Annotated in this window: 28 protein-coding genes; 11 read left to right on the plus strand and 17 right to left on the minus strand. The window is 65.5% G+C overall.

Going from position 1 to position 26,538, the window contains the following annotated elements:
• Positions 1–26: 26 nt before the first annotated feature.
• The gene (locus tag C451_RS10930) at positions 27–578 is read right to left on the minus strand and encodes a hypothetical protein (RefSeq protein WP_007740527.1); all 552 of its coding nucleotides are present in this window, start codon (positions 576–578) and stop codon (positions 27–29) included.
• Positions 579–652: 74 nt separating this feature from the next.
• Between C451_RS10930 and C451_RS10935 the strand changes: the two genes are divergently transcribed.
• A complete protein-coding gene (locus tag C451_RS10935) occupies positions 653–1,936 on the plus strand; it encodes a hypothetical protein (protein ID WP_007740530.1) in 1,284 nt (427 codons plus the stop codon).
• 52 nt (positions 1,937–1,988) lie between these two features.
• Positions 1,989–2,777: a CPBP family intramembrane glutamic endopeptidase gene (locus C451_RS10940; protein ID WP_007740531.1), complete on the plus strand. Its 789-nt coding sequence runs from the start codon at positions 1,989–1,991 to the stop codon at positions 2,775–2,777.
• On the opposite strand, the gene C451_RS10945 is transcribed toward C451_RS10940, so the two are convergent.
• Entirely contained in the window at positions 2,778–3,236 is a 459-nt protein-coding gene (locus tag C451_RS10945; protein ID WP_007740533.1) for an NOB1 family endonuclease, read from the minus strand.
• The gene (locus C451_RS10950; RefSeq protein WP_007740536.1) at positions 3,236–3,478 is read right to left on the minus strand and encodes a PRC-barrel domain-containing protein; all 243 of its coding nucleotides are present in this window, start codon (positions 3,476–3,478) and stop codon (positions 3,236–3,238) included. Before C451_RS10950 ends, C451_RS10945 begins: the two co-directional genes overlap by 1 nt.
• A gap of 109 nt (positions 3,479–3,587) precedes the next feature.
• Between C451_RS10950 and C451_RS24070 the strand changes: the two genes are divergently transcribed.
• The 3 genes from C451_RS24070 to C451_RS10960 are packed head-to-tail and all read left to right on the plus strand — an operon-like array spanning position 3,588 to position 5,850.
• Positions 3,588–3,710: a hypothetical protein gene (locus C451_RS24070; protein WP_275039329.1), complete on the plus strand. Its 123-nt coding sequence runs from the start codon at positions 3,588–3,590 to the stop codon at positions 3,708–3,710.
• 21 nt (positions 3,711–3,731) lie between these two features.
• Positions 3,732–5,549, plus strand: a complete 1,818-nt coding sequence (infB, locus tag C451_RS10955; protein ID WP_049913080.1) for a translation initiation factor IF-2 — start codon at positions 3,732–3,734, stop codon at positions 5,547–5,549.
• 58 nt (positions 5,550–5,607) lie between these two features.
• A complete protein-coding gene (locus tag C451_RS10960) occupies positions 5,608–5,850 on the plus strand; it encodes a hypothetical protein (RefSeq protein WP_007740539.1) in 243 nt (80 codons plus the stop codon).
• Between the two features lies 1 nt (position 5,851).
• On the opposite strand, the gene C451_RS10965 is transcribed toward C451_RS10960, so the two are convergent.
• From C451_RS10965 to pepF, 4 genes are all read right to left on the minus strand, one after another.
• Complete coding sequence (locus tag C451_RS10965) at positions 5,852–6,214, minus strand: DUF5811 family protein (protein ID WP_394295068.1); 363 nt, start codon at positions 6,212–6,214, stop codon at positions 5,852–5,854.
• Between the two features lie 79 nt (positions 6,215–6,293).
• On the minus strand, positions 6,294–6,764 hold the full coding sequence (locus tag C451_RS10970) for a pyruvoyl-dependent arginine decarboxylase (RefSeq protein WP_007740541.1): 471 nt from the start codon (positions 6,762–6,764) through the stop codon (positions 6,294–6,296).
• Positions 6,765–6,811: 47 nt separating this feature from the next.
• Positions 6,812–8,029: a proteasome-activating nucleotidase Pan2 gene (pan2, locus tag C451_RS10975; RefSeq protein WP_007740542.1), complete on the minus strand. Its 1,218-nt coding sequence runs from the start codon at positions 8,027–8,029 to the stop codon at positions 6,812–6,814.
• Between the two features lie 53 nt (positions 8,030–8,082).
• The gene (pepF, locus tag C451_RS10980) at positions 8,083–9,873 is read right to left on the minus strand and encodes an oligoendopeptidase F (RefSeq protein WP_007740543.1); all 1,791 of its coding nucleotides are present in this window, start codon (positions 9,871–9,873) and stop codon (positions 8,083–8,085) included.
• Between the two features lie 99 nt (positions 9,874–9,972).
• Here pepF and C451_RS10985 point away from each other — a divergent pair, with 99 nt between their 5' ends.
• On the plus strand, positions 9,973–10,392 hold the full coding sequence (locus tag C451_RS10985; protein ID WP_007740544.1) for a zinc ribbon domain-containing protein: 420 nt from the start codon (positions 9,973–9,975) through the stop codon (positions 10,390–10,392).
• A gap of 9 nt (positions 10,393–10,401) precedes the next feature.
• On the opposite strand, the gene truA is transcribed toward C451_RS10985, so the two are convergent.
• Entirely contained in the window at positions 10,402–11,202 is an 801-nt protein-coding gene (gene truA, locus C451_RS10990; RefSeq protein WP_049913086.1) for a tRNA pseudouridine(38-40) synthase TruA, read from the minus strand.
• Between the two features lie 218 nt (positions 11,203–11,420).
• On the opposite strand from truA, the gene C451_RS10995 reads away from it, so the two are divergent.
• Complete coding sequence (locus tag C451_RS10995; protein ID WP_007740546.1) at positions 11,421–12,704, plus strand: MFS transporter; 1,284 nt, start codon at positions 11,421–11,423, stop codon at positions 12,702–12,704.
• 265 nt (positions 12,705–12,969) lie between these two features.
• Here C451_RS10995 and C451_RS11000 read toward each other — a convergent pair whose 3' ends face one another.
• From C451_RS11000 to pdhA, 8 genes are all read right to left on the minus strand, one after another.
• On the minus strand, positions 12,970–13,371 hold the full coding sequence (locus C451_RS11000) for a Fic family protein (RefSeq protein WP_007740547.1): 402 nt from the start codon (positions 13,369–13,371) through the stop codon (positions 12,970–12,972).
• Positions 13,372–13,398: 27 nt separating this feature from the next.
• Complete coding sequence (gene hisS / locus C451_RS11005; protein ID WP_007740548.1) at positions 13,399–14,685, minus strand: histidine--tRNA ligase; 1,287 nt, start codon at positions 14,683–14,685, stop codon at positions 13,399–13,401.
• A 137-nt stretch (positions 14,686–14,822) separates the two neighbouring features.
• Positions 14,823–15,482: a hypothetical protein gene (locus tag C451_RS22065; protein WP_152420457.1), complete on the minus strand. Its 660-nt coding sequence runs from the start codon at positions 15,480–15,482 to the stop codon at positions 14,823–14,825.
• A 98-nt stretch (positions 15,483–15,580) separates the two neighbouring features.
• Complete coding sequence (locus tag C451_RS11010) at positions 15,581–15,928, minus strand: DNA-binding protein (RefSeq protein ID WP_007740549.1); 348 nt, start codon at positions 15,926–15,928, stop codon at positions 15,581–15,583.
• Positions 15,929–16,028: 100 nt separating this feature from the next.
• A complete protein-coding gene (gene lpdA, locus C451_RS11015; RefSeq protein WP_007740551.1) occupies positions 16,029–17,453 on the minus strand; it encodes a dihydrolipoyl dehydrogenase in 1,425 nt (474 codons plus the stop codon).
• Positions 17,454–17,501: 48 nt separating this feature from the next.
• Positions 17,502–19,070 (minus strand): dihydrolipoamide acetyltransferase family protein, encoded by a 1,569-nt coding sequence (locus C451_RS11020; RefSeq protein ID WP_007740552.1) that lies wholly within the window; start codon positions 19,068–19,070, stop codon positions 17,502–17,504.
• A complete protein-coding gene (locus C451_RS11025) occupies positions 19,071–20,081 on the minus strand; it encodes an alpha-ketoacid dehydrogenase subunit beta (protein ID WP_007740553.1) in 1,011 nt (336 codons plus the stop codon). It abuts the gene before it with no gap.
• A complete protein-coding gene (gene pdhA, locus C451_RS11030) occupies positions 20,078–21,181 on the minus strand; it encodes a pyruvate dehydrogenase (acetyl-transferring) E1 component subunit alpha (protein WP_007740554.1) in 1,104 nt (367 codons plus the stop codon). Before pdhA ends, C451_RS11025 begins: the two co-directional genes overlap by 4 nt.
• Positions 21,182–21,444: 263 nt before the next feature.
• Between pdhA and C451_RS11035 the strand changes: the two genes are divergently transcribed.
• The gene (locus C451_RS11035) at positions 21,445–21,837 is read left to right on the plus strand and encodes a VOC family protein (RefSeq protein WP_049913087.1); all 393 of its coding nucleotides are present in this window, start codon (positions 21,445–21,447) and stop codon (positions 21,835–21,837) included.
• Between the two features lie 30 nt (positions 21,838–21,867).
• On the opposite strand, the gene lipA is transcribed toward C451_RS11035, so the two are convergent.
• Positions 21,868–22,806 (minus strand): lipoyl synthase, encoded by a 939-nt coding sequence (lipA, locus tag C451_RS11040; protein WP_007740556.1) that lies wholly within the window; start codon positions 22,804–22,806, stop codon positions 21,868–21,870.
• Between the two features lie 97 nt (positions 22,807–22,903).
• Here lipA and C451_RS11045 point away from each other — a divergent pair, with 97 nt between their 5' ends.
• The 3 genes from C451_RS11045 (at position 22,904) to C451_RS11055 (ending at position 26,519) form a co-directional block, all read left to right on the plus strand.
• On the plus strand, positions 22,904–23,335 hold the full coding sequence (locus C451_RS11045) for a CBS domain-containing protein (RefSeq protein ID WP_007740558.1): 432 nt from the start codon (positions 22,904–22,906) through the stop codon (positions 23,333–23,335).
• A 167-nt stretch (positions 23,336–23,502) separates the two neighbouring features.
• Positions 23,503–24,000, plus strand: coding sequence for a hypothetical protein (locus C451_RS11050; protein ID WP_049913081.1), 498 nt, complete (start codon positions 23,503–23,505; stop codon positions 23,998–24,000).
• A 194-nt stretch (positions 24,001–24,194) separates the two neighbouring features.
• Positions 24,195–26,519 carry a DEAD/DEAH box helicase gene (locus C451_RS11055; protein WP_007740560.1) on the plus strand — a complete coding sequence of 775 codons (2,325 nt, stop codon included), beginning with the start codon at positions 24,195–24,197 and terminating at the stop codon, positions 26,517–26,519.
• Positions 26,520–26,538: the final 19 nt, after the last annotated feature.

The following is a 26,538-nucleotide window of genomic DNA, read 5'->3' on the forward strand; positions in this document are numbered from 1 at the left end:
TTGACCCTTTCAGTTCGGGGCGGCGGTCACCGCATGAGCCGATGGACCAGATAGATGCCGACGGCCGCACAGACCGGCGGGACCAGTCCCCAGAGCTGTGGGAGCGCGTAGAGGAACTCGACGACGCCCGCGAGCGACCCGCTGACCGCTTCCCGCTCACCGGCCGGGATCGTGATCACCAGGCCGATGTAGAGCGCGACGAAGAACAGGTAGCCAGCGACTGCGAGGCTCGTGTCGTAGCGCTTCCTGTCGCCGACGCGGCGATGGCGGCGCGCGACGAACAGGACCGGTGCGAGCAGCGGGCCGACGATGAACAGTCCGACGAGCACGAAAAACGCCCGTGAGAGCGTCAGCGACCCGCCGCCGGCGGTCGCCGTCCGCGAGACGAGCGTGACGAGCGAGAGCGTCATCAGGATCGCCACGAGCAGTGCCACGAGCCCGCCGACGACGACGTAGGATTTGAACAGCCACGACCGGCTCGATCCGAACGCGTACGGGATCGCACCGAACAGCCCCGAGTAGGCCTCCTCGTCCGGCCCGCTCGTCCCGCCCGGTTCCTCGACGTTCGCCTCACCCATGCGTCGGGTCCGGGCGGCGGGCGATTAAACGCCGCGGTCGGCAACGATTTGGGGACGGCCCTGTCACGGCCGGTATGCAAATCGACATCGGCAACGCGCTCGCCAGCGAGGCCTCGCCGGGCATCTCCCGCGAGGCACTCGATCGCCTCGACGAGCGGGTGGCGCGCGCCCACGAGCGCATCGAGCGCGGCCGACGCGACGACGAGTTCGGCTACGCCGCGCTGAATCTGCCCGAGACGACCGATCCCGACGAGATCACGGAGACGGTCGCACCGGTGAACGACGCGGCGTACGTCCTCGTCGTCGGCATCGGCGGCAGCGCGCTCGGCGCGGCGACCATCGCCGAGGCGCTCGGCGATTCGCGGCTCCTGACGCTCGACAACGTCGATCCCGACCACGTCTCGGAGGTACTCTCGCTGCTTCCGCTCTCCGAGACGGCCGTGACGGTCGTCTCCCGATCCGGCACCACCGCCGAGACGCTGGCGAACTTCCTCGTGGTGCGCGAGGCGTTCACCGAGGCGGGCGTCGACTGGACCGAGCGAGTGGTGACGATCACGGGCGACGCCGGCCCGCTGCGCGAACTGGCCGATCGCCACGACCTGCCCGCGCTCGCGGTGCCCGACGGTGTCCCGGGCCGCTTTTCGGCGCTCTCCGCCGTGGGTCTCGCTCCGGCGGCCATCCGTGGCCACGACATCGGGGCGATCCTCGACGGCGGTGTGCGCGCGGCAGAACTCTCTCCTTCCCTGTTCGAGACGCCGGCCTACGCCTACGGGGCCGTGGCGTACGCGCTCGACATGCGCGGGGCGGCGATCAACGCCATGATGCCCTACGCCGAATCGCTCGAATCGTTCGCCGAGTGGTTTGCACAGTTATGGGCCGAGAGCCTCGGCAAGGACGGGCTCGGCCAGCTCCCAACCAGGGCGCTAGGCGCGACCGACCAGCACTCCCAGCTCCAGCGCTACCGGGCAGGACCCGGAAACACGCTCGTCACGCTCGTCCGCCCGCGCGAGCGTCCCGATCTTCGAGTTCCCGAAACCGACCACGACGACCTCGCCTATCTGGGCGACACGGGACTCGGCGAACTGCTCGATGCGGAGTTCGCCGCCACCGAGGCGAGCCTCGCCGAGGCCGGCCGTCCCTCGGTACGGATCGAACTCGATTGGGTCGACGAGGCCGGGATCGGCGAACTGCTCTACACGATGGAGGTCGCCTGCGTGCTCGCGGGCGAACTCTACGGCATCGAGACGTTCACCCAGCCCGCCGTCGAGTGGGGCAAGCGTGCGGCCCGCGGGCTGATCGGCGACGGAAACGACGAAAGCGACTCCGTCGCCGAGAAGACCCGCCTCGTCGTCGAGTAGCGCTCGAAAAGCGGAGGACGTATGCCGAATCGGCGATGAGTGCCCGCACGCGATGGCATCCGAACACGCCGCCGGCGGGAACGACTGGCGCGATTACCTGCTCGCCGTCTCGGTCGCGCTCGGACTCGCCGCCGGCGGCTTTCTGTTCGCACAGCTCCTCGCCGTTCCGCTGACGCTTGGTCTGCTGGCTTTCGGCTTTCCGATCGAGGGATCCGTCAGTTACACTCTCTCGACGCTCCTCCAGGGGGCGGCGTTCGTTTCGTTCGTCCTCGGCTACATGCGCTACAGCGACAGTCCGCGACTGCTCGATATCCGATGGCCGTCGCTGTCGCGCCCGCGGCGAACCCTCCGGGACATCGGCTGGGTCGTCGTCGGATTCGTCGTTCTCCTCGTCGCGGCACAGGGGGTCGGGATCGTTCTCGATCAGTTCGGGTTCGCACCGGGAACGAACCGCATCGAGAGTGCTGCGAGAGCACAGCCGTTGCTCGCGCTGTCGCTGGTCGTTCTTTCGTTCGTCGCGACCGGGCCGGGCGAGGAGACGCTGTTCCGTGGCGGGGTTCAGGGCGTGCTCCGACGGGTGTTTTCGCCCGTCGGCGCGATCGTCGGGTCGAGCGCGCTCTTCGGGCTGGCTCACGTCACGGCGCTGGTCGCGGCGAGCGGCGCGGCCGGGGTCTGGGGCTACGTCGTCTCGACGTTCGTCCTCGGACTCGTGCTCGGCACGCTCTACGAGTACACCGACAACCTCCTCGTGCCGATCCTCGTCCACGGCGGCTACAACGCCCTCCTGTTCGTCCAGCTCTATCTCGTCGAGACGAGTGGATTGGGCTTTCTTTCCCCGTAACTACGAGGGGTTCTTCCGGGTGAGGCCGCTGCCACAGATCGGACAACGATCCTTGTTCTCGTCGAACACGCGGCCACAGCCCTGACACTGGAAGTCCCAGTCGCGCTGTTCGGTGATCCCGTCGCGAGCGATGAACTCGACGTAGATGTCGAGTCGTTCGGCGACGTTCTGCATGGCGTAGTCGTCGGTCACCAGCTTCGCATCGAGTTCGAAGGCGGCCGCCAGTAGTTCGATGTCCGTCTCCGAGAGCTCGTCCTTGTCGCCGCTCTCGCTCGCGGCGCGTTCGATGCGCCCGATGACGGCCTCTTCGGGCACGTGGATGTACATACCCGCCCCTTCGAGCGCGTCGTAGCGATAGGAACTCTCGCCGTCGAGTTCGGCACCGACGGCGGGCACGGTCGCGATGTCGTCGCCGGCGTCGTACTCGTTGATGAACGCCGAGGCGTCGAGGATCTCCATTAGCGGTCGACGACGATGTGGTCTTTGACGGCCTGCACGCGGCCGATGGCGACGGCGTATCTCCCGTCCTCGTCGCGTTCGAGGTCGATCTGTTCGGTGGTCTCGCTCCGCGGCGTGATGAGCAGATCGCCCAGCCGCCCCGTGTCGGGGTCCATCGTCAGCGTCGAGAGCGTGCCCAGTTCGGTACCGTCGGAGCCGATGACGGCCTTGTCGATGAGCTTCCGTGCGAGTACGTCCGGCATACCCGCCCTACCGTGGCCGCCCATTATAAACACCACGGAGGCCCGAGAGCATTCCCGCGCGCGGAGCGCCCGACGATATCGTTTTCGTGCTGGCGTGTGCTCTGTCCGCATGACCGACGCCGATTGTACCGCAGTGCGAGAGCCACTTCGCATGCAGACGGTGCAGTTTCCGTTTCTCGCCCACGCGGGCGTGACGACGCGCTTAACTGCCGTGACCGACTCGAACGAATAACGACTTTCTCGGGTGAACGCCATGTCGGAGACACATACTGACGCGGAGACGGACGGCGACGCAGTAGCAACGCTTCGGACCCCCATCGTCGCCGTTCTCGGTCACGTCGACCACGGCAAGACGACCCTCCTGGACCGGATCCGTGGCTCGACGGTCACGGAGGGCGAGGCGGGGGCGATAACCCAACACATCGGCGCGACCGCCGTCCCGCTCGAAACGGTCTCGGAGCTCGCGGGCAGTCTCGTCGATCCGACCGACTTCGATCTTCCTGGCCTTCTCTTTATCGACACGCCGGGTCACCACTCCTTCTCGACGCTGCGCTCTCGTGGGGGTGCGCTCGCCGATATCGCCGTGCTCGTGGTGGACGTCAACGACGGGTTCCAGCCACAGACGATCGAGGCGATCGACATCCTCCAGCGCACCGAGACGCCGTTCGTCGTGGCGGCGAACAAGATCGACACCGTGCCGGGCTGGAACCCGCAGGACGACGCCCCCATCCAGCAGAGCTACGACGCCCAGTCCGATCGCGCGCGCGAGACGCTCGACGAGCGCCTCTACGAACTCATCGGCGAACTCTCGGAACACGACTTCTCGGCGGACATGTACTGGCGCGTCCAGAACTTCGCCAACAACGTCGGCGTCGTGCCGACGAGCGCCGAGACCGGCGAGGGGGTGCCCGACGTGCTGACAGTTTTAATGGGGCTCTCGCAACGCTACCTCAAGGACGCGATGGCCATCGACGCCGAAGGGCCAGGCGCGGGCACAGTGCTTGAGGTCAAAGAGCAGAAGGGCTTCGGCACGGCGATCGACGTGGTGCTCTACGATGGAACCGTGCGCGCCGACGACACGGTCGTCGTGGGGGCGACCGGCGACCCGATCGTGACCGACGTGCGCGCGCTGCTCCAGCCGCGCCCGCTCGCCGAGATCCGCACCGAAAAGCGGTTCGAGCAGGTCGACGCGGTGAGCGCGGCGGCCGGTCTCAAGATCGCCGCACCCGATCTCGACGACGCGATGGCCGGCGCACCCGTCCGTGTCGTCCGCGACCGCTCGCGCGAGGAAGTCGTCCAGGAAGTCCAGGAAGAACTGGCGGCCATCGGCGTCACGACCGAGGAGGAGGGTGTCGTCGTCAAGGCCGACACGCTGGGCAGCCTTGAGGCGGTCGCAAACGCACTCGACGAGGCCGAGATCCCGATCGTCCGCGCCGAGGTCGGCGACGTCGCGCCGCGCGACGTCACGGTCGCGAGCACCGCCGACGAGGAGCGCCACGAGACGGTGCTCGCCTTCTCGGTCGACGTGCTCGACAACGCCGAGCGACAGGCCGACGAGGGCGACATCCGGATCTTCGAGAGCGACGTCATCTACCGCCTGATCGAGGAGTACGAGGAGTTCATCGCCGAGCGCGAGCGCAGTCAGCAGGACACCATCCTCGAGAACATCTCACGACCCGCCCGCTTTCGCCTGCTGCCCGACCACACCTTCCGGCAGAACGACCCCGCCGTCGTCGGCGTCGAGGTGATGACGGGCACGCTGAAGCGCAACGCAACCGTCGTCGACTTCGAGGGAAGCGAACCCGAGCGCCGCGGGCAGGTCAAAGGGATCCAAGAACAGGGCGAGGACGTCGACCAGGCCCGTGCGGGCGAGCGCGTCAGCGTCGCGATCGACGGGCCGACGGTCGGCCGCCAGATCGAGGAGGGCGACGAACTCTGGTCGGAGATCCCCGAAAAACACGCCAAGGTGCTCGAACAGGAGCTCACCGACGACATCCCGGCCGATGAGCTCGAAGCGCTGCACGTCTATCTCGACAAACAGCGCCAGCGCGACCCCTTCTGGGGGAAGTGACCGCTCGTCGCTGGCGGTAATAATATTTAATTACCCGGCGGCCGTTGGCCGTCGTACGATGAACCGCTCAGGCCAGTCCGATTCGGAGGATTCGGTCGTCGAAATCGTCCGCGAGCGCCGGCCAACGATCGCGCCGGCCGATCTCCTGCTCATCGCGCTGCCGGCGCTCCTGCTCGCGGGCTGGGCGACCGGCGTTGTCTCGGCGCTGTCGCTCCCCGTCGCGCTCGCCATCGGCACGCTGCCGGCGATCGGGATGCTCGGCTACGTGCTGTTTTACGACCCGCCGAACGGCTGCGTCTAAGTTAGCGACCGACCGGTGTGATGCCGTCCGAGACCGCCTGTTTCACCTGGAGGGCGGCGCTGGCGGCGAGCTGTCTCGCGACTTCGGTTCTGTCCTCTTCGGCGATGCCGTCGCTCAGATCGTCGAAATCCGGCGTGAAGCCGGCGCTGACGGCCGCACCGATCGGTGGTTGGACCGCGATCGTCCCCTGTGGACCGTCCGTGCCGGCGATGATCTGCGCGCCGACGACGTACTCGTCGGGGAGATACTCGCGGGTGCGGGCGGCCACGGTGTCGAGACCGGCCTGGAGCGCCCGGCGCTGCTCGACCGAGAGCTCCACGTCGGCGGTGTTGACGTTCGGTCCCATTGGTGTGCGATCGTTCATGAGAAGGACGGCGATGGTTGGGCCGACGTACTGAAAAGACTCCCGTTCGCGACACCACCTGTCACGTCTGGTGATCGAGCTAGATCGGCTCGCTGTCGCCGTAGATCCCGAGCACGAGCGCCGTCGCGAACGTTCCGTCGGTCCCTTCGACGTGTTCGGTCACGATGCGCTCGTCGGTGAACGTCCACTCGCGGAGCGCGCGCCCGGAGTCGAGCCCCGCAGCCACGCCCTCACGGGCACTCTCCGGGTCGGTATCGGTCGCCTCGTAGAACAGTCCCCGATCGCTCTCGGTCGTCGTCCAGCCGAGACCGGCCGCCGCACCGTTCTCACCCACCCCGCTCGTGGCGCGCGCCTCGACGACGGTGAGGCGCTCGCCGACCGGTCCGAGATCCGGGGCGCTGTCGACGATCTCGAGCGTGCTGTCGTCGGGGATCACCGACGAAACGGTGGTGATGTTGTAGTTGTGGACGCCAGCAGCGGCGAGTGCAGTATCGTAGGCCGCGATCGGCGTCGGCCCGGTGCCGGTTCCGGTGACGATTCTGATCTGCATACAGGAAGATGGAGCGACCGAACGGTGAGCGTTGCGATCCGCGTCGCTCAGAGGAAGGCGACCGGATCGGCGGCGGTGTCGTCCTCGGTGATCTTCGCCAGTGCGTCCTCGAAGTCGCTCATCCGAACCTCGCTGCGATCGTCGCGGACGGCGAACATGCCGGCTTCGGTCGTGAGGCTCTCGATCTCCGCGCCGCTGAACTCGTCGGCCATCGTTGCGAGCTCGTCGAACTCGACGTCGTCGGCGAGGTTCATCCCGCGCGTGTGGATGGCGAAGATCTTCTCGCGCCCGTCGGGCCCGGGTTTCGGCACCTCGATGAGGCGGTCGAACCGGCCGGGACGGAGGATCGCCCGATCGAGCATGTCGAAGCGGTTCGTGGCGGCGATGATCGAGATGTCGCCGCGATCTTCGAACCCGTCCATCTCGGAGAGGAGCTGCATCATCGTGCGCTGGACCTCGGCGTCGCCGGAGGTCTTCGAATCGGTGCGCTTGGAGGCGACGGCGTCGATCTCGTCGATGAAGATCACTGCTGGTTCGTGCTCGCTCGCCAGTTCGAAGAGATCGCGGACGAGCCGTGCACCCTCGCCGATGAACTTGCGGACGAGCTCCGAGCCGGCCATCTTGATGAAGGTTGCATCGGTCTCGTTGGCGACGGCCTTGGCGAGCATCGTCTTGCCCGTGCCGGGCGGGCCGTGGAGCAGGACGCCGGTCGGCGGCTCGATGCCCACGGTGTCGAACCGTTCGGGATCGACCAGCGGCATCTCGACGGCTTCCCTGACCTCTCGGATCTGGTCGTCGATCCCGCCGATGTCGGCGTAACCGACCGCCGGGCGGTTCTCGATCTGCATCGCCTGCGCGCGCACGTCGGTCTCGCTGTCGAGCGGGCGCTGGATGCTGAAGGAGTCGTCGACGGCGACGCGATCGCCGTTCTCGATCTCGTCGGCGATCCCGGGCGCGACCTCCGTCAGCACCTCCTGGTTGTTGCCGTGCTGTCTGACGATCGCTCCCTCGTCGGTGAACTCCTCGACGGTGGCGACGTACAGCGAGGAGGTCTTGAGCGCCTCGTTCTCGCGCTGGAGCCGTTCGGCCTCCTCTGAAAGCTCCTCGCGCTCGGCCTCGGCTTCTTCGAGGCGGTCGGCGAGCTCGTCGTGAACGTCCGAGACGCTCTCGAAGTGTTTGGCCAGGGCATCGAGCCGTTCGGCATCGCTCAACTCCGGATCGAGATCGAGGCGCGGTCGGTCCGGGAGGGAGGGACTGTGGGACATTCTTACCCCACGATTGGGTCTCTTCGTTAAAAGTGGTTTTGGGTTCGGGGTGTTTATGCCAGCTCTTCGAATTCCGAAAGCGCGTCGTCGTAGGCCGTAAACGCCGCCTCGATCGGGTCCGCGGTGGTCATGTCGACGCCCGCTTCGCGGAGCAGGTCGATCGGATAGCCGTGCGAGCCGGCCGAGAGGAACTCCCGATAGGATTCCGCGGCGTCATCGTCACCCTCGCGGATGCGCTCGGCGAGCGCGACCGCCGCCGAGATCCCCGTCGCGTACTGGTAGACGTAGAACGGCCGGTAGAAGTGCGGGATCCGCATCCACTCGCGTGCGATGCGGTCGTCGATCGCCGCGTTCTGATAGTAATCACCCTTGAGTGTGCCGTAAATGTCGTCGAGACGGTCGGGCGTGAGCGCCTCGCCCGCCGCGGTGAGCTCGTGGGTCTGCTGCTCGAACTCGGCGAACATCGTCTGGCGGACGAGCGTCGCGCGGAACCGTTCGAGATACTCGTTGAGCACGTGTCGGCGGAAGGACTCGTCCTCCACGGTGTCGAGCAGGTGGTGGGTCAGCAGCGCCTCGTTCACCGTCGAGGCGATCTCGGCGACGAAGATCTCGTAGTCCCCGTAGATGTAGGGCTGGGCCTCGCTCGCCAGTTCGGAGTGCAGCGAGTGGCCGAGTTCGTGGGCGAGCGTGTACATCGAGGCGATGTCGTCCTGGTAGTTCATCAGGATGTAGGGCTGCGAATCGTAGGTTCCGCCCGAGTACGCCCCCGACTGCTTGCCCTGGTTCTCGTAGACGTCGACCCAGCGGGAGTCGAGGCCTGCCGCGAGCTGCTCCTGATACTCCTCGCCGAGCGGCGCGACCGCGGCCGTGACGTGTTCTTTGGCGTCCTCGTAGGGCACCTCGGGGCTCTCGGAGTCGACCATCGGCATGTAGAGATCCCACATCCGCAGTTCGTCGACCCCGAGGCGGTCGCGTTTGAGGTCGGCGTGGCGGTTGAGCACGTCGAGGTTCCCTCGTACAGTATCGACGAGCGTGTCGTAGACCTCGACGGGGATGTTCGCGCCGTCGAGGCCGGCCTCGCGCGCGCTGTCGTAGTCCCTGGCGTCGGCGAGCTTCACGTCGGCCTTGACGCTGTTGCGGTGGGCCGCTCCGACCGCGTTTCTGACGTCCTCCCACTCGTCGTAGAACTGCTCGTAGACGTCCTGCCGGAAGGCACGGTCGGGGCGCTTCTGGAGCTTCGTGAAGTTGCTCAGCGAGATCTCGACGGCCTCACCGTCGGGGTCCTCGACGGTCGGGAACTCCATGTCGGCGTTCGTGAGCATCTCGTAGACCTCGTTGGCCGCGCCCGTCACCTCGCCGAGATCCGCGAGCAGCGATTCGATCTCCGCCGAGCGAGTGTGGGGCTTCATCCGCAACACGTCGTCGAAGTAGTGATCGTACGTTTCGAGCCCCGGCTCCTCCTCGATCATCGCGTCAAGCTCCTCGCGCGTGCAGTCCTGGAGCGCGGGGTCGATGAAACTCGCCGCGCTCGATGCGTCGCTCGCCAGCGACTGCGCCCGCGCGGTGAGGGCCTGATACTGCTGGTCGGTGGTGTCCTCGTCGCGGCGCATCCGTGCGTAGGAGACGACGTTCGAGAGGCTTCTGAACAGCTCCTCGCGCGTTTCGAGCGTCGCCAGCAGGGTCTCGCCGTCCTCGGTTGCCCGGCCTTCGTAGGCTTCGAGCGCCGAAATACCCTCCTCGACGTCTTCGTAGGCGGCTTCCCAGTCCTCGTCGGTGGCGTAGAGGTTCGAGAGGTCCCACGTGTATTCGGTGTCGATCTCGCTGCGTTCGGGAACCGAACTCATGCCGAGAACACGGCGGCCGAGCGGGGTAAACCTTCCCGAACCGGCGACGGAAGCGCCACGAACGAAAGACTCAAGAATGAATAACTGTTCAGTCAATGTATGGGAGAAACCCGTTCGCGGAAACGGCCGTGGCTCGCGGCGTTGCTCTCGGCCATCGCGCCCGCGTTCGGCCACCTCTACCTCCGGCGGTGGCTCCGGGCGCTCGGCTGGCTCGGGCTGACGATGCTCTCGAGCACGTTCGTCCCCGACGCGACGCTCGATGCGCTCGTCTCCGGCCAGTCGTTCGCGTGGCTCGACGCCGCGCCGCTGCTCGCCGTCTCGCTGCTCAGCGTGCTCGACGCCTACCGGCTCGCGGTCGTCAACAACTACCTCCTCCGCGTCCGGAGCGCCGGCACGGAGATGGCGGTCTGTCCCGACTGCGGCCGGCCCGTCGAGGACGATCTCGACTTCTGTCAGTGGTGCGGGACGACCCTCGACGAGGCGAGCGCCGACACCCCGGCCCGTCACGACGTCCAGTAGCTCTCCTCATTATTCGATCCGTTGCTCGATCTCGCCGGCGACGCGCGCTCGCGTCGTGGCCTCCGTACGAATGTTTTCGAACAGCTCCCGAGCGCTCGCGGCGGCCTCGCTGTCGACGCGAAAGTCGAGTCCCGAATAGTCGACCCCGGTGAGCACGAGCGGTGCGGCCGGCGCGGCCGCGATCCCGTCCGGCCCGGAGAGCGTTTCGTCCGAGAGCGCGCGATCGACCATCGAGAGCGACGCATCGCCGGTCGCGACGTTCCGAACGAACGTGACGATCCGGCGAACGAGCTGGCGTGAGAAGCCGCCCGCACGGAGCGTCACGATCAGGAACTCGCCGTCGCGCTCGATCTCGCCGGCGAGCGTACGAATGGTGTTGTGATCGTCGGGCGTGAAATTGTGGAAATCGTGTTCGCCCGCGAGTCGTCTCAGAACTGTGCGCGCCCGCTCGCCGTCGGCCGCCGGCGCGTGGAGCTGGTAGGTGTATTCACGGGCAACGGCGTCGTGGGTCGCGTGAAACGACTCCGTATCGGCGTGCGCCCACGCGCGGATCGACCCTGGAAGCACGCCGTTGAGCGCCCGCGGCGTGAGCCACTCCGGCGCTGCGAGTCCGATCGTCTGGGCGACTGCCGAGACACCCCGGTCGGTCCGTCCCGCGGCGGCGTAGCCCGACGGTTTCCGTTCGTCCGGATCGAGCACGCCAAGCTCGCGAAGCGCATCGAACAGCGTCCCCTCGACGGTCGGTACCGTGGGCTGGCGCTGGAAGCCGTGGAACGGACGGCCGTCGTAGGCGAGCCGGAACGCACGCATCGATCGTGTTTCGCCCCGTCGACTCTTCGTTCCGTCGGAAACCAGACGACCCGTACCGATTCCGTCGGTCGACCGTCGCAACTGATCGTTTCTGGCCAAAGGGTTCATACGAGCGCGAGACTAACCGACCAGTCAGAGATGGTTTTCGAACAGAATCGTTACGTCGAACGGAGACGGTCGTCCGTCGGAGCGGCACAGTCCGAACGCGCGGGTCGACAGTGAGCACGATCAACAAGTATCTCGGCATCAACCGTGAGGTGCTCGCGCTGGCGATCGCCCGGATGGCCGACTCGGTGGGCAACTCCTTTCTCATCGTCGTCCTCCCGATCTACATCGCTAGCGGCACGATCGAGGGCGGGACGGGCGGGCTCGGCGTCTCGCTGCTCACGGGGCTGATCCTCTCGGCGTTTGGCTTCTTCAACAGCGCGCTCCAGCCCTTTGCCGGACGTCTGTCGGACAAACTCGGCAAGCGAAAGGCGTTCGTCCTCGCCGGGCTGGGACTGCTCGCGGTCGCGAACTTCACCTACTCGCTGGCGACGAGCTACTGGATGCTGTTCGCCATCCGGATCGCACAGGGGCTCGGCGCGTCGCTGACGATCGTCGCGACGATCGCGCTGGTCAACGAACTCGCCGACGACGAGACCCGTGGCGGAAACATGGGCACGTTCAACACCTTCCGACTGCTCGGCTTCGGGGCCGGGCCCGTCGTCGCCGGCTCGGTCATCAACGGCGGCCCGTACTCCCTTCTCGGGCTCTCGATCACGGGCTTCGAGGCGGCGTTCTACATCGCGACTGTCTCGGCGGTGGTGAGCTTCGCACTCGTCACGCTGCTCGTCGACGATCCCGATATCGAGCGCTCGACCGACGACGAGGACACCTCGATCGCGGTGTTCGACCACGATGCCGACGGGCTGATCGACCCGGTGTTCGCCCTCGGCGTCGCCTCGCTGTTCATGGCCGTCGGTATCGCCCTGCTCTCGGCGATCGAACCGCAGGTCAACGCCCGCCTCGGACAGGGCGCACAGCTGTTCGGCATCGAGTTCTCGGCGTTCGTCCTGATGCAGGTGCTCTTCCAGGCACCCATCGGGAGCGCGAGCGATCGCTACGGCCGCAAACCGTTCATCCTCATCGGGCTCGTCCTGCTCGTGCCCGCGACGCTCGCGCAGGGGTTCGTCGTCGCGCCGTGGCAGATGATCGTCGCCCGCGCCGCACAGGGGATCGCGGGCGCGCTCGTGTTCGCGCCGGCGCTCGCGCTCGCGGGCGATCTCGCGAGCAAGGGCTCGTCCGGCACGCAGCTGTCGGTCCTGACGATGTCGTTCGGCCTCGGCACCGCGATCGGGCCGCTCGCGTCGGGCTTTCTGGTGCGCTTTGGCTACGCCGCCCCGTTCGTCTTCGGCGCGGTGCTCGCCGCTCTCGGCCTCGTGCTCGTCTACACGCAGGTTCAGGAGACCGTCGCCGTCGACCCCGATACCGTCGGCTCCGCACCGACAGCCCAGGACTAACGTCGCTCTCTCTGGCAGCCGTTCTCGAAAACTCTCGTGGAAAAACGAGAATAGATAACGTACTTGATGATCAGACGATCCCACAACGTCCAGCGAATGCCGTTGGAACGGGTGCGACGCTATGTGGTGTCGGTCTGTTCGTCAGCGAGTCGGTCGAGAATCGGCCGTTCGCGTTCGATGATCCGGTCGACACGCTCGCGAAATCCGTCCTCGTCCGATTCGTGTTCCGATTCGGCCATGCCAGTGCTATCGTTTCGTTTCATGATTAGTGTTCCGGCAGGCTCGATTCGTCGATCTCGCCCGCTTCGAACCACGCGGCGAGTTCGCCGATCTCGAATAGACCGGCACGGCGAATGATGCGTTCGATCGTCTCCTTGTCTTGCTGAAAGTCAGGTCTGATCTCCTTTCGTTCCAGATATTCCATCGTCGCGGTCCACGCCGTCCGCTTGTTCGCGTTCTCGAAGACGTGGGCACTCTGTATCCCGAACAGCAATGTCGCCGCCCGGTGGTACGGGTCGTCGTACTCGGCAGCCGGTTCGATGACCTCGCGTCTGAGCATCCTCCTCGGTGCTGCGATACGGATACCTTCGTATTTCAGACCGTATCGTCGATCGATCCGTTCGTGTATGGTGATGATTTCACCCGGTGTCGGCAGGTCGTCCGTCATCGTTGCCCGACCGAACGACCCTGTTCCCTACTTTCTTTCGCTGGCGTCGGGAAACTCGTCGACCGGCACCTGGCGCTGATCGCCCGATGCCATCTCCTTGACGGTCACGTTCCCGCCGGCGAGGTCCTGTTCGCCGACGATTACCGTCGTCTCGGCACCGATCGAGTCGGCGTACTCGAGCTGTGCACCGAAGCTCCGGCCGGCGATGTCCGTCTCGACGACGTGGCCACGCTCGCGCAGATCCCGGGTGATCCCGGCGGCGGTCTCGCGCGTGTCGCCTACCTGGAGCACGTAGTAGTCGGTCGTCGTGGTCTCTTCGGGCCAGACGCCGGCGCGCTCGCAGAGTAGCGAGAGGGTCGCCATCCCGAGCGCGACACCGACCGCGGGCGTCGGCTGGCCGCCGAACCCCTCGATGAGGTCGTCGTAGCGCCCGCCGCCGAACACCGCTCGGCCCACCGTGCCGGTGGTGTCGAAACACTCGAAGACGACGCCGGTGTAGTAGTCGAGCCCCCGTGCGGTGTCGAGCGAGAGCGTGCAGTAGTCGCGCGCGCCGAGATCCGCGGTCGCGTCGAGCACGTTCTGGAGGTTCTCGACCGCGTTCTCGACGCGCTCGGTCTCGGCGGCGGCCACGAGCTCGTCGAGGTTCTCCTCCTCGGTTGCGAGCAGTTCGTCGAACGCCTCGGCGTCGGATTCCGAGAGGCCCGCATCACCGAGCAGCGCGCGATACTCGCCGACGGCGAGTTTGTCGCGTTTGTCGACCGCGCGGATCGCCGCCTCGGTGTCGACGTCGGCATCGAACGATTCCAACAGCCCACCCAAAATGTCGCGGTGGCTCACCCGGAACTCGAAGTCGTCGCCCGTGAGCCCCAGTTCGGTGAGCGCGTCGGCGGCGTACGCGAGGATCTCGGCGTCGGCGATCGGTTCCGACGAGCCGAAGATATCGACGTTGGTCTGGTAGAATTCGCGAAAGCGGCCCTGCTGGACCGCCTCATAGCGCCAGAACGGTCGCGAGGAGACCCACTTGATCGGTTTCGAGAGCGCCTGCTGCTTTTCGACGACCATTCGCGCGACCGTCGGGGTGAGTTCGGGCGTCATCGCCACCTCGCGGCCGCCGTGGTCGGTGAAGTTGTAGAGTTCTTCGACGATCTCCTCGCCGCTCTTGTCGGCGTACATCTGCGTGCGTTCGAGCGCCGGCGTGCCGATCTCGCGGAAGCCGTAGCGCTGGGCGACCTCCTCGACGTCGTCGATGACCTCACGGCGAGCGCTCATCTCGCCGGGGTAGAAGTCGCGAAAGCCCTTGATGCGGTCGTACATACTGTCCGTTGGCGGTATCGGCGTGTTCACCCTTACGGAATGCGCTACTTATAGAACACTGTGAGAAAATAGAGACTCATTAGGCTGGGTGTACAAATCAATATTTCAATCAGGGGCAGAAACTGTCAGATAGTTTATCACATCCGGCTGAATAGCTCCGATAATCTTGGAATAATACCCTCTGATCTCATTTCATTTTCAACGAAATGCAAGATACCATCATACGTTTGTCTTGGCAAGTCTTTTCTTTCTTCTCTTTCATCTGGCTGGCTCTCTGAAGCATTTCTAAACTCTGATTCAACTATTTCATTTTCTCGTAAGTTCTCTGCAATTACTTCAAGACGACGTGGATCGCTAATGTCGATTATACGATGCAGAATCATCTCATCAATATCATTCACCGCACTACTTTCTCCAGAAGATCCAACACCATGCTGCACATCATTGCGCTGCTCCAACTTTCTATTCAAACTTCGTACTAATGTATAATGATAATGTATACTCTGCCTACTAGTTGGTGGTAAAGTCGCTAAAAAGCCGGAATTTTTAACGAGTTCATATGCAGATGTCTCTAGTGGAAGTGTTGTTCTCTCATTGGCAACTTCTCCTGTACCATCTCTGAACTGAAATAAATCATGAGCAATCATTTCTGTGTGTATATCGTTCTGACTTATTTCGGTTTCCAACGCCTTTAGGGAACTACTCTTTTTCTTTCTGTCTCTCCCGTAAAACGTGAGCAGGACAGTCGTAACTGCTGTAATTAATGATACTGCTACTGACAATACAGAATCCAGCATATTTGACAACATAGTTACATATGGGTGCCTGATGACGTCCCTTGGCTTTCACCAATCTAATCTAGTTTACGAATAGTAATATCCTGTGTGGATCGAATTTACCGTCGTTTGATGTCGAAGCTCTTCTTGTCGGGTTTGAGCTCCTGGAGCAACTCCCGCATCTGGTCCTCGTCGATCTTGTCGCCGAGCCGGCCGCTGCGTGCGAGCGCGAACACCTGCTGTTCGACCTGTTCGCCGAACTCGGGCTTGCTCATCTTCACCGAGTTGAGCCGCTGTCGCGCGCCGTCGGTGAGGTTCTGGCGGAGTACGGCCGATTTCTGTGCTTCGGCCTGTTCCTGCTGGGCCTGTCTGGCTTCCTCGTTTTGCCCGCCACCCTGCTGCTGTTCTTTGAGCTGTTCGAGTTTCTGCTTGCGCAGTTCTTCGATGTCTTCCTCGGAGCCGCTCATACCGCTACGTTACGACTAGTCGAACAAAAGCCCGGCGGACACTGCGGTGCTCGTCGGTGCTCTCCGAAACTCACGAATTCACGTGAATCCGTGAATTCACTCAGCGATTGAGCGTGTGGATCGCCCTGTCACGCGCGTTCTCGACGGCCTCCATCACGGCCTCGCCGAGTGTGGGATGGGTGTGGATCGTCGCGGCGACGTCCTCCAGGGTCGCACCCATCTCGACGGCCAGCCCGAGCTCGGCGATCATCTCCGAAGCCTCTGGCGCGACGATCTGCGCACCGAGGATGAATCCGGCATCGTCGTCGGCGACGACGCGGACGAACCCGTCGCTCTCGCCGAGGGTGAGTGCGCGCCCGCTCGCACGCATCGGCATCTCGCCCACCACGGTCGAGAAGCCCGCCTCCTCGGCCTCTTCTTCGGTCATTCCCACAGTCCCGATCTCGGGGTCGGTGAACACCGCGGCCGGCACGCTCTGGTAGTCGAGCGCCGACGGCTCGCCGGCGATGACCTCGACGGCGACCTCGCCCTCCTTCATCCCTTTGTGGGCCAGCATCGGCTCGCCGGCGACGTCGCCAACGGCGAAGACGTTCTCGACGTCGGTCCGTGCGCGGTCGTCGGTTTCGAGGAAGCCGCCCTCGTCGGTCGCGAGCCCGATCGCGTCGAGGTTCAGCGTGTCCGTGACGGGTTCGCGCCCGACCGCCACGAGCGCCTTTTCGGCTCCGAACTCCGAGATGTCGCCGTCCTCGGTTTCGGTCTTGACGGTGATCCCGTCGCCCGATTCTTCCCACTCGCTCGCGCCCTCGCCGAAGTAAAAGTCGATGCCGAGCTCCTCGGCGCGGTTCTTGACGACGCGCGCGACGTCGTCCTCGTAGGCCGGCAGCACCGAATCGAGCATCTCGACGACGGTGACGTCGGTGCCGAGCTTGGCGAAGACAGTCGAAAGTTCCATGCCGATGTAGCCCGCGCCGACGACGACGAGGCTCTCGGGCACTGCATCGAGCGCGAGCGCCTCGCGCGAGGAGATGATGTGTTCGCCGTCGAACTCGAAGTTCGGTATTTCCATCGGGCGCGAGCCGGTGGCGACGATCGCGTGCTCGAACTCGATCGTTTCGGAGCCCTGCCCCTCGCCCGCGTGGGCGACGCGGACGGTGTTCTCGCCCGCGAACTCCGCACGCCCCTCGACGAGGTTCACGCCGTTTGCCTTGCAGAGCTTCTCGACGCCGCTTGTGAGCTGCTCGACGACGTCGTCCTTCCAGCTCACCATCCCCGCGAGATCGACGGCCGGATCGGCGTGGATGCCCATCTCCTCGGCCGTGCTCGCGTCGTGGGCGACGTCGGTCGCCGAGATGAGCGCCTTCGAGGGGATGCAGCCGTGGTTCAGACAGGTTCCCCCGTAGGCTTCTTTCTCGACGAGCGTCACGTCCAGATCGAGCTGTCCCGCGCGGATGGCGGCGACGTAGCCACCGGGGCCAGCGCCGATAATCAGTACGTCCGTCCCCGTCGTGACGTCTCCGACGACCATACCGATCGGAGGCGCGCGGACGTGAAAAATCAGTAGGGTCTGAATCGACTACGCTTCGAGCAGCAACCGCTGGGGATTCTGCAGGAACTCCTCGACGCGGTTGGTGAACTGCGCCGCGATCGCGCCGTCGATGACGCGGTGGTCGATCGACAGCGAGAGCGTCATCACCTTTCGGGGGACGATCTCGCCGTCCACGACTCGCGGTTTCTCCTTGATCGCGCCGAGCGCGAGGATCGCCACCTCGGGGTGGTTGACGATCGGTGTCGCGTACTCGCCGCCGATGGCCCCGACGTTGGTGATGGTGAAGGTGCCGCCCTGCATTTCGTCCCGACTGATCGTGCGCTCGCGGGCCTTCTCGACGAGTTCGTTCATCTCCGAGGCCAGCTGGAGCATGTTCTTTCGGTCGGCATCCTCGACGACGGGCACCATCAGCCCGGCGTCGGTCGCGGTCGCAACGCCGATGTTGTAGTATTTCTTCTGGACGATCTCCTCGGCCTCCTCGTCGAGCATCGAGTTGACCATCGGGAACTCGCGCAGCGCGGCCACGCAGGCCTTCATGACGAACGGCATGTACGAGAGGCTGATCTCCTGTTCGTCGGCGAGCTCCTTGAGATCGGTCCGTGCCTCGACAAGCGCGGTGACGTCGACCTCGTCGTGGTGAGTGACGTGGGGCGCAGTGTATTTCGATTCCGCCATCTGCTGGCCGATGGTTCGCCGAACCCCGCGGTAGGGGATCCGCTCTTCATCCCTCGCCCCCGCGAGTGCCTTCCTATCGGCGTCCTGTGCGGCCTGCTGGGCTTCGGCGTAGGACTCGACGGCCGCCGGCGTGACGAACGCCTCGCCGTCGCGCTCCTCGTCGGTGGGTACGGCGTCGATATCGATCCCCGAATCCTCGGCGAGTTTCCGCGTCGCGGGCGCAGCGAGCGTCCGCTCGCGGTCGGCCGATTCGCCTGCCATCGCACCACTCGACGCGGACCCGCTCGCCGACGGCTGTCCCGTCGATGATGTCTGTGCCGCGCCGCCCCCGGCGCTGTCCGTGGATCCAGCATTCGCTCCACTGGAGTCCTCGACGCGCGTGGCGGCCGGTTCGGGCGAATCGCTTTCCTCCTCGTCCGTTCCCGTCGCGTCATCGGCGGCCGCTTGCACGTCGTGTTCGCTTACTCGACCACCGGGTCCGGAGCCGTCGATGCTTCCGATATCGACGCCGAGTTCGCGCGCCAGCCGCCGCGCGCTCGGGGCGGCGAAGACGCGCCCGCTCGCGGTCGGTGTCTCCTCGTCCGCCGTCCCTTCGGCTGTCGTCTCCACGTCGCCCGTCGCTGCGCTTTCCTCCGTGGTGGCGTCCGTCTCCGTCGGTTCCTCGGTGCTCGTCGCCTCGTCGCCCTCCTCGGCGAACGTGATGATCACGGTACCGACCGGCACCATCTCGCCCGCCTCGGCATGGATCTCTTGGACGCTGCCGTCGACTGGCGAGGGAACGTCGACGACCGCCTTGTCGGTCTCGACCTCGGCGACGGGCTGGTCCTCCTCGACCGCGTCGCCCTCCTCGACCAGCCAGTCGACGATCTCGCCCTCGGCGACGCCCTCGCCCACGTCGGGCAGTTCGAACTCGCGGACCATTCAGAACTCCGCGGCCTCCCGGATCCCGTCCTCGATGCGGGCGGCCTCGGGCAGATAGTAGTCCTCGAGCGCGTAGAGCGGGAACGGCGTGTCGAAGCCCGTGACGCGCGTGATCGGTGCTTCCTGATAGACGAGCGCCTCCTCCTGGATCGTCGCGGTGATCTCGCCGGCCAGCCCGCCGGTCTTGGGGGCCTCGTGGACGACCGCCGCTCGCCCCGTCTTCTTGAACGACTCGACGATCGCCTCGTCGTCGAGCGGCGAGAGCGTACGGAGATCGACGATCTCGCAGTCGATGCCCTCCTCGGCGAGCGATTCGGCGGCCTCCATCGTCGGGCGGGTCATCGCACCCCAGGTGAACACCGAGACGTCGCTTCCCTCGCGGCGGACGGCGGCCTCGCCGAGCGGCACGGTGTAGGACTCGTCGGGAACGTCCTCCCTGAAGGCACGGTAGATGAGTTTCGGCTCCAGGAACAGCACGGGGTCGGGATCGCGGATCGAGGCGGCGAGCAGCCCCTTCGTGTCGTAGGGCGTGCTCGGGATCACGACCTTGAGGCCAGCCTCGTGGACGAAGAACGCCTCTTTGGACTCGGAGTGGTGTTCCGGCGCGCGGATGCCGCCGCCGTAGGGCGCACGGATCACCATCGGGCAGTTGAACCGGCCGCGCGAGCGGTTTCTGAGCCGCGCCGCGTGGCTGACGATCTGGTCGAAGCCCGGGTAGATGAACCCCTGAAACTGGATCTCGGGGACGGGTTTCATCCCGTAGGCGGCCATCCCGATCGCCGTGCCGATGATGCCCGACTCGGCCAGCGGCGTGTCGATGACGCGATCACCACCGAACTCGTCGTGGAGGCCCTGCGTCGCCCGGAAGACGCCGCCGTTCTCGCCGACGTCCTCGCCCATGACGACCACGTCGTCGTCCCGATTCATCTCGCCGTAGAGCCCGTCCCGAACCGCCTGGACGAGCGTCAGGCTCTGCGTTTCGCCCGTTTCCTGCTGTTCTGTCGTGCTCATTCGAGGATCTCCTCGTCGCCGTGGTCGTCGCGCAGGCGCTTCAGGTACTGTAGCTGCTGGTCGAGCCGTTTCGGCATCTCGGCGTAGACGTCCGCGAACATCTCCTCGGGCTCCGGGCGCTCGTGGGACTCGGCCGCCTCGATCGCGTCGGCGACGCTCTCCTCGATGTCCTCCTCGATCGCATCGATGCGTTCGTCGTCGAGCAGTCCCTGATCCTCCAGAAACGCCTCCAGTCGCGGGATCGGGTCCTTCTGTTTCCACTCCTCGACCTCGTCGTCCTCGCGGTAGACCGAGGGATCGTCGGCGGTCGTGTGCGCGCCGAAGCGGTACTGGACGGCCTCGATCATCGTCGGCCGCAGCTCGTCCTCGTCGGGATCCTTGGCCTTCTCGACGGCTTGCTGGGTGGCCTGATAGACCGCGAGCGGATCCATCCCGTCGACCTGCACGCCCTCGAACCCGTAGGCGTTGGCCTTCTGGGCGAGCGTCGCGCTCGCCGTCTGTCGTTCTCTCGGAACCGAGATCGCCCACTGGTTGTTGTTACAGAAGAAGATAGTGGGGGTGTCGAACACGCCCGCGAAGTTCATCGCCTCGTGGAAATCGCCCTCGCTGGTCGCGCCGTCGCCGAAGTAGCAGAGAAACGCCTTCGTCTCGTCCTGGAGTTTCGAGGCCCACGCCGCGCCGACGGCGTGCGGGAGCTGGGAGGCGATCGGCACCGCGGGCGTGAAGATGTTGGCGTCCTCTTCCTCGTAGCCCACCTCGTGACCCATCCAGTAGAGCAGGGTCCGCTCCAGCGAGAACCCACGGATCATCGACGCGCCGTGCTCGCGGTAGCTCGGGAACAGCCAGTCCTCCTCGGCCAGCGCGTGGGCGCTGCCGATCTGTGCGGCCTCCTGGCCCGACAGCGGCGGATAGGTGCCGATGCGTCCCTGGCGCTGGAGCGAGACGGCACGCTGGTCGAAGTGGCGTACCAGCCGCATCTCGCGGTACATCGCGATCAGCAGTTCGTCGTCGATGTCCGGCACCGTCGCACCGTCGCGTACCTCCCCGTTCTTGTCGAGAACTTCGATGCGCTCGCCGACCTCGTGCTGTAACGTGCTCACGGGCGGAGCCACCTCGCTGACATACCTGCACCATTGATTGCCGCAGTTATATCCTTTTTGTAAAAGGGTTTTTGTGACCGCTGTTCTTGCCACCCTAGCCCTGAAAAACCGTTCGTGTGTCGCGTTCGCACACGAAAAACGACGACTTCGTCAGTAATCGCGGTTCGTTCGTGAAGATCGGAACCACGAACATCCGTCGCGGGACGGGCGACGACCAGCCGACCGCCAGACGGTTTTTGCGACTCGGCGACGAAGATCGATGCGTGAAGGCACGACATCTCGATCACGTCAATCTCCGCATCCCGGCCGACGGGGCCGACGCCGCACGGACGTTCTACGGCGACCGGCTCGATTTCGGCATCGAGGACACGCTCTACGAGACGGGCGAAAAACCGTTTCTCGACGCACGACTGTCGGCGACCGCGGTCGTCCATCTCTGGCCGACCGACGAGTTCGAGCCACCGACGGCGACGAATTTCAACCATTTCTGCGTCGTCGTCGAGGAATCGGTTGAAACGATCAGGGAACGCCTCGACGAGGAAGGCGTCGAGATCGACGACGAGCTCGCCGCGCCGCGCGGGGCGACCGGTGAGGCTCCGTCGATCTACGTCGTCGACCCGTTCGGTTACCGGATCGAGCTGAAAGAACGCGTCTGATCGGTAATTCGGGATCGCCTGAGCCCTCGATCAGACCGACTGCGAGGCCGCCCGCGCCGACCGACGAGCCCCCTCGACCGACTGGCCCTCTCGCAGCACGGCCTCGACGAACAGCTCGCCGGCCTTGTACGACGAGCGGACCATCGGCCCGCTGGCGCAGTAGAGGAAGTCCAACTCCTCCTCGGCGACCGTCCGCCAGGTCTCGAACTTATCGGGATGCACGTAGGAAGAGACGTCGAGATGCGAGCGCGAGGGCTGGAGATACTGGCCGAGCGTCACGATGTCGACGTCGGCCTCCCTGAGGTCCGACAGTGTGCGATAGACCTCGTGGTCGTATTCGCCGACGCCGAGCATGATCGAGGTCTTGGTGTGGATCTCGGACTCGCGTTCGACCTGTTCGAGCACCGAGAGCGATTGGGCGTAGTTCGCCCGCCGGTCGCGGACGGGCCACTGGAGCCGTTCGACCGTCTCGATGTTGTGAGCGATCACATCCGGGCCGGCGTCGATGATCTCTCGGACGAGCTCGGGTTCGCCTTGGAAATCTGGGATCAGCACTTCGACGAGGATCGACGGGTCGCGCTCCTTGATCGCCCTGATCGTGCGGGCGAAGTGGGCGGCTCCGTAGTCGTCGAGATCGTCGCGATCCACGCTCGTCAGGACGACGTACTCCAGGCCGATCTCGGCGACCGCGTCGGCGACGTTCGCGGGTTCGTCGGGATCGAGCGCGCTCATGCCGCCGGTTTCGACGTCACAGAAGTTGCAGCCGCGCGAGCAGCGTTCGCCCATCAGCATGAACGTCGCGGTGCCCGGTCCGTCCCGTCCGGACCAGCACTCGCCCATGTTCGGGCAGTTGGCCTCCTCGCAGACGGTGTGGAGGTCGCGCTCGCGGAGGGTCGCCTTGATCTCTGTGAACTGCTCGCCCGACGGCGGGCGGCTCTTCAGCCACGCCGGTTTGCGCGCCCGACTCATACCGCCCGTCGGGGGTCGCCCGGCAAAAGCGTGCGGTTCGTCGGGTCGCCACGACCAGTACGATTAAGTTGTGGGAACGATACCGCTACACACGCCAATGAAGGACACACCCGTGAACGACGTCATGACGACGCCGGTCCGGACGGTCACCGGCGAGACGACGATCGCGGTCGCTGCCCGTGCGCTCACCGACCAGGGGATCGGCTCGCTGATCGTCGGCGAGGAGCGCATCGAGGGGATCGTCACCGAGACGGATATCGTCGGTAGCGTCGCCGACGGGCTCGATCCGACGGAAACGGCGGTCGCCGAACTGATGTCCGATCCGGTCGTCACCATCCGTCCGACCGACAGCGTGGGCGATGCGGGCGAGCGCATGGGCCAGAACACGGTCAAGAAACTCCCCGTGACCGAGGACGGCGAACCCGTCGGCATCGTCACTACGACCGATCTCGCGCATTTCCTCCCCCAACAGCGCGTCGGCATGTCCGTCCAACCCGAACCCGACGTCGACAAGGGCGAATACGAGTGAGGCCTCGTCGCGTCGCTGGCGTCGACGTACTCTCGTACGTCGTTATCCTTGCGCTCTTCTGGATCTCCGCCGTCACGAGATCATGGGCGGCACACTTCCGTCGGTGAGCGCGTCGCCGCCCACTGTGCCGGGAACATCCTGATTACGCCGGCGACGGTAGTGGCCCCATGAGCACGGCAAGCATGGGTCGACTCCGTCGGGGCTGGGAGTATTACCGGCGATACACGAAGCAGCGGACGGGGATCCACGCGGCGGCGACGGCGGCGCTCACCGGGCTCGGACTGCTCGCGTATTTCGAGCAGTGGTTCGTCGCCGTCGCCATCGTCGCCTACCTCCTCCCGCCTGTCTATCTCTATCTCACCGGCGACGACCTCGCCGAACACGACCGCTCTCCAGACGATCGCTCCGGCCGACCGACCGCGACCGGCGACAGGGACAGCGATTCGGATGGTATCGACAGGGACAGCGATTCGGATGGTATCGACAGGGACAGCGATTCGGATGGTATCGACAGGGACAGTGACTCCGACGGCACCGACACCGACAGCGATTCGGACGGGAACGACGCCGATGCGGACGCTGACGGCTACGACGCTGACGCCGATGCGGACGGGGCCGATGCTGACGCCGATGGTACCGATGCCGACGCGGATGCGGATGGGTAGCGAGTCGCCGAGACGCGCCATGCGGGCGTAAGGAAACGCCTTTGGCCGCGCCAGCCACAGACCAACGCACGTGACTCCCGTCGCCTCATTTCGCCCGCGACGCCTCCAGGATCGATGGGGGCGACGCTCGTGAACGTCGTCGTTTCGCTTCGCTCGCGACGTGCTCGTGGGGATCGTCTCCGGGAGCAAACCTCATGAACGTCGCCGAGGCGGTCCCCGAGTTCGCCGACGCCTTCGCCTTCGAGGAGTTCAACCGGATGCAGCGCGAGGCGCTGCCGGCGATCATGGACCGCGACGAGAACGTCGTCGCCAGCGCACCCACCGCGAGCGGGAAGACCGCTCTCGCCGAACTCGCCATCTGCAAGTGTCTCGACGCGGGCGGGACGTCGTTGTTCATCGCACCACTGCGCGCGCTCACCAACGAGAAGGAAAGCGAGTGGGAACGGTTCGAGGAGCTGGGCTACTCGGTCTACGTCGTCACCGGCGAGCGCGACCTGAACCCCCGTAGAGCCGAACGCGCCGACATTCTGGTGATGACGCCCGAGAAGGTGGATTCGGCCACGCGCAAACACGACTCGCCCCGGTACGAGTTCATCACCGACGTGGGCTGCTGTGTCATCGACGAAGTCCATCTGCTCGATTCGGAGAATCGGGGGAGCGTGCTCGAGGTCACGATCTCCCGGCTCCGCCGGCTCGCGGCCCCGCGCGTCGTCGCGCTCTCGGCGACGATGCCCAACGTCGACGAGATCGCCGACTGGCTCGACGCAGTCCCGGAGACGACCTTCGATTTCGGCCAGGAGTATCGACCCGTCGATCTCGAATCCGGCGTCCGGACCTACACGCACGGCGAGAACGCCTTCGCCGACAAATACCGTCGGCTGTATCGTGCGCTCGATCTGGCCGAAGAACACATCCGCGACGACGGCCAGGCACTGGTCTTCGTGGCCTCTCGTCAGGACACGGTGCGTGCGGCCGAGAAGGCTCGCGACGAACTCGCCTCGCGGGACGTCCCGATCGGCGCGCGCGGCGATTACGATTTCCATACCGAGACGCAGGTTCTGGAGAACCAGACCCTCCGGAAATCGGCGCTCGACGGCGTCGCCTTCCATCACGCCGGTCTGTCGAAATCGGACAAAGACCACGTCGAGCAATGGTTCCGCGAGGGGAAGATACAGCTCCTCTTCTCGACCTCGACGCTCGCGTGGGGGGTCAACCTGCCCGCACGATGTGTCGTGATCCGCGACACGAAATATCACGACCCCCTGGAGGGCGAGGTCGACATGAGCCCGCTCGACGTGCTCCAGATGCTCGGGCGCGCGGGCCGGCCGGGCTACGACGACGCGGGCTACGCCTACGTGGTCTGTGACGGGAGCGATGCCGAGAAATATCGCAAACTGCTCCGTGACGGGACGGAGATCGACTCCCACCTCACGGCCGACCTCGACACGCATCTCAACGCCGAGATCGCGATGGGCACCATCGACGACGTCTCCGAGGTGATGGAGTGGCTCGAGACGACGTTCGCGTTCGTCCGTGCCCAGAGTGCCGACGGGGGCGCGGTCGCGGCGCTCAGGGAACGTGTCCGTGAAGCGCTCTCGACGCTCGACGACCGGGGGTTCGTCGCGATCGAGGACGACACCGTCTCGGCCACCCCGCTCGGCACGCTCGCGTCGGCGTACTACCTCAGACTGCCGACCGCTCACCGATTTTACGATCTCGCCGGCACCGATCCGACGACGAGCGCCCTTCTCGAAGCGGTCGCCCGGAGCGCGGAGTTCGACAGCGTGAACGCCCGCCGCGCCGAGCGCGACGCCATCGAGAGCGTGCTCGACGGTCACGGCGATCTCGATCCGGGCCGACGAAAGGTGCTGGCCATTCTCGCGTCGAGCACGCGCGCCGCGACGCCGAGCGAACTCCAGAGCGACGCGTGGGTCATTCGCCAGAACGCCGTGCGCCTGCTCGCCGCGCTCCGGGCCTTCCTCGATCGCTTCGGCTCGGAGTGGGAGGCCAATCGTGCACGTCGCGCGGCCGCGCGCGTCGAGAACGGGGTGGGCGAGGAGTCAGTCGCGCTCACCGCAATCGACGGCGTCGGCCCGGGCAGAGCGAGCAAACTCGCCGGTGAGGGGATCGAAACTCCCGCTGCCGTCGTCGAAGCAGGTGTCGAGGAGCTCGTCGCCGCCGGTCTCACGGAAGGCGTTGCCGAGCGGGTCGTCGAGAGCGCGCGCGATCTCCCCGCGCTGTCGATCGACTGGAATGAATTCCCCGAACGGATCGCACGCGGCGAGAACGAACTGTGCGAGGTGACGATCGAGAACGATGGCGACGGCGCGCGCGCCGGGATCCGCGTCTCGGTCAACGACACCGAGATGACGGCGACGAGTTCGTTTCTGGGGTCGGAGACCGTTCCAGCCCCGGTCTTCGGCGGCGAGCCCGATACGCTCAAGTTCATCGTCGAGATCGTCTTCCCGGATCTGCCGCTCGCGCCGATTACCGAGACGCGAACCGTTTGGGTCGATTGAGTTCCTCCCAGCGAGGCGT

The sequence above is a fragment of the Halococcus thailandensis JCM 13552 genome, assembly GCF_000336715.1.
GTDB lineage: Archaea > Halobacteriota > Halobacteria > Halobacteriales > Halococcaceae > Halococcus > Halococcus thailandensis.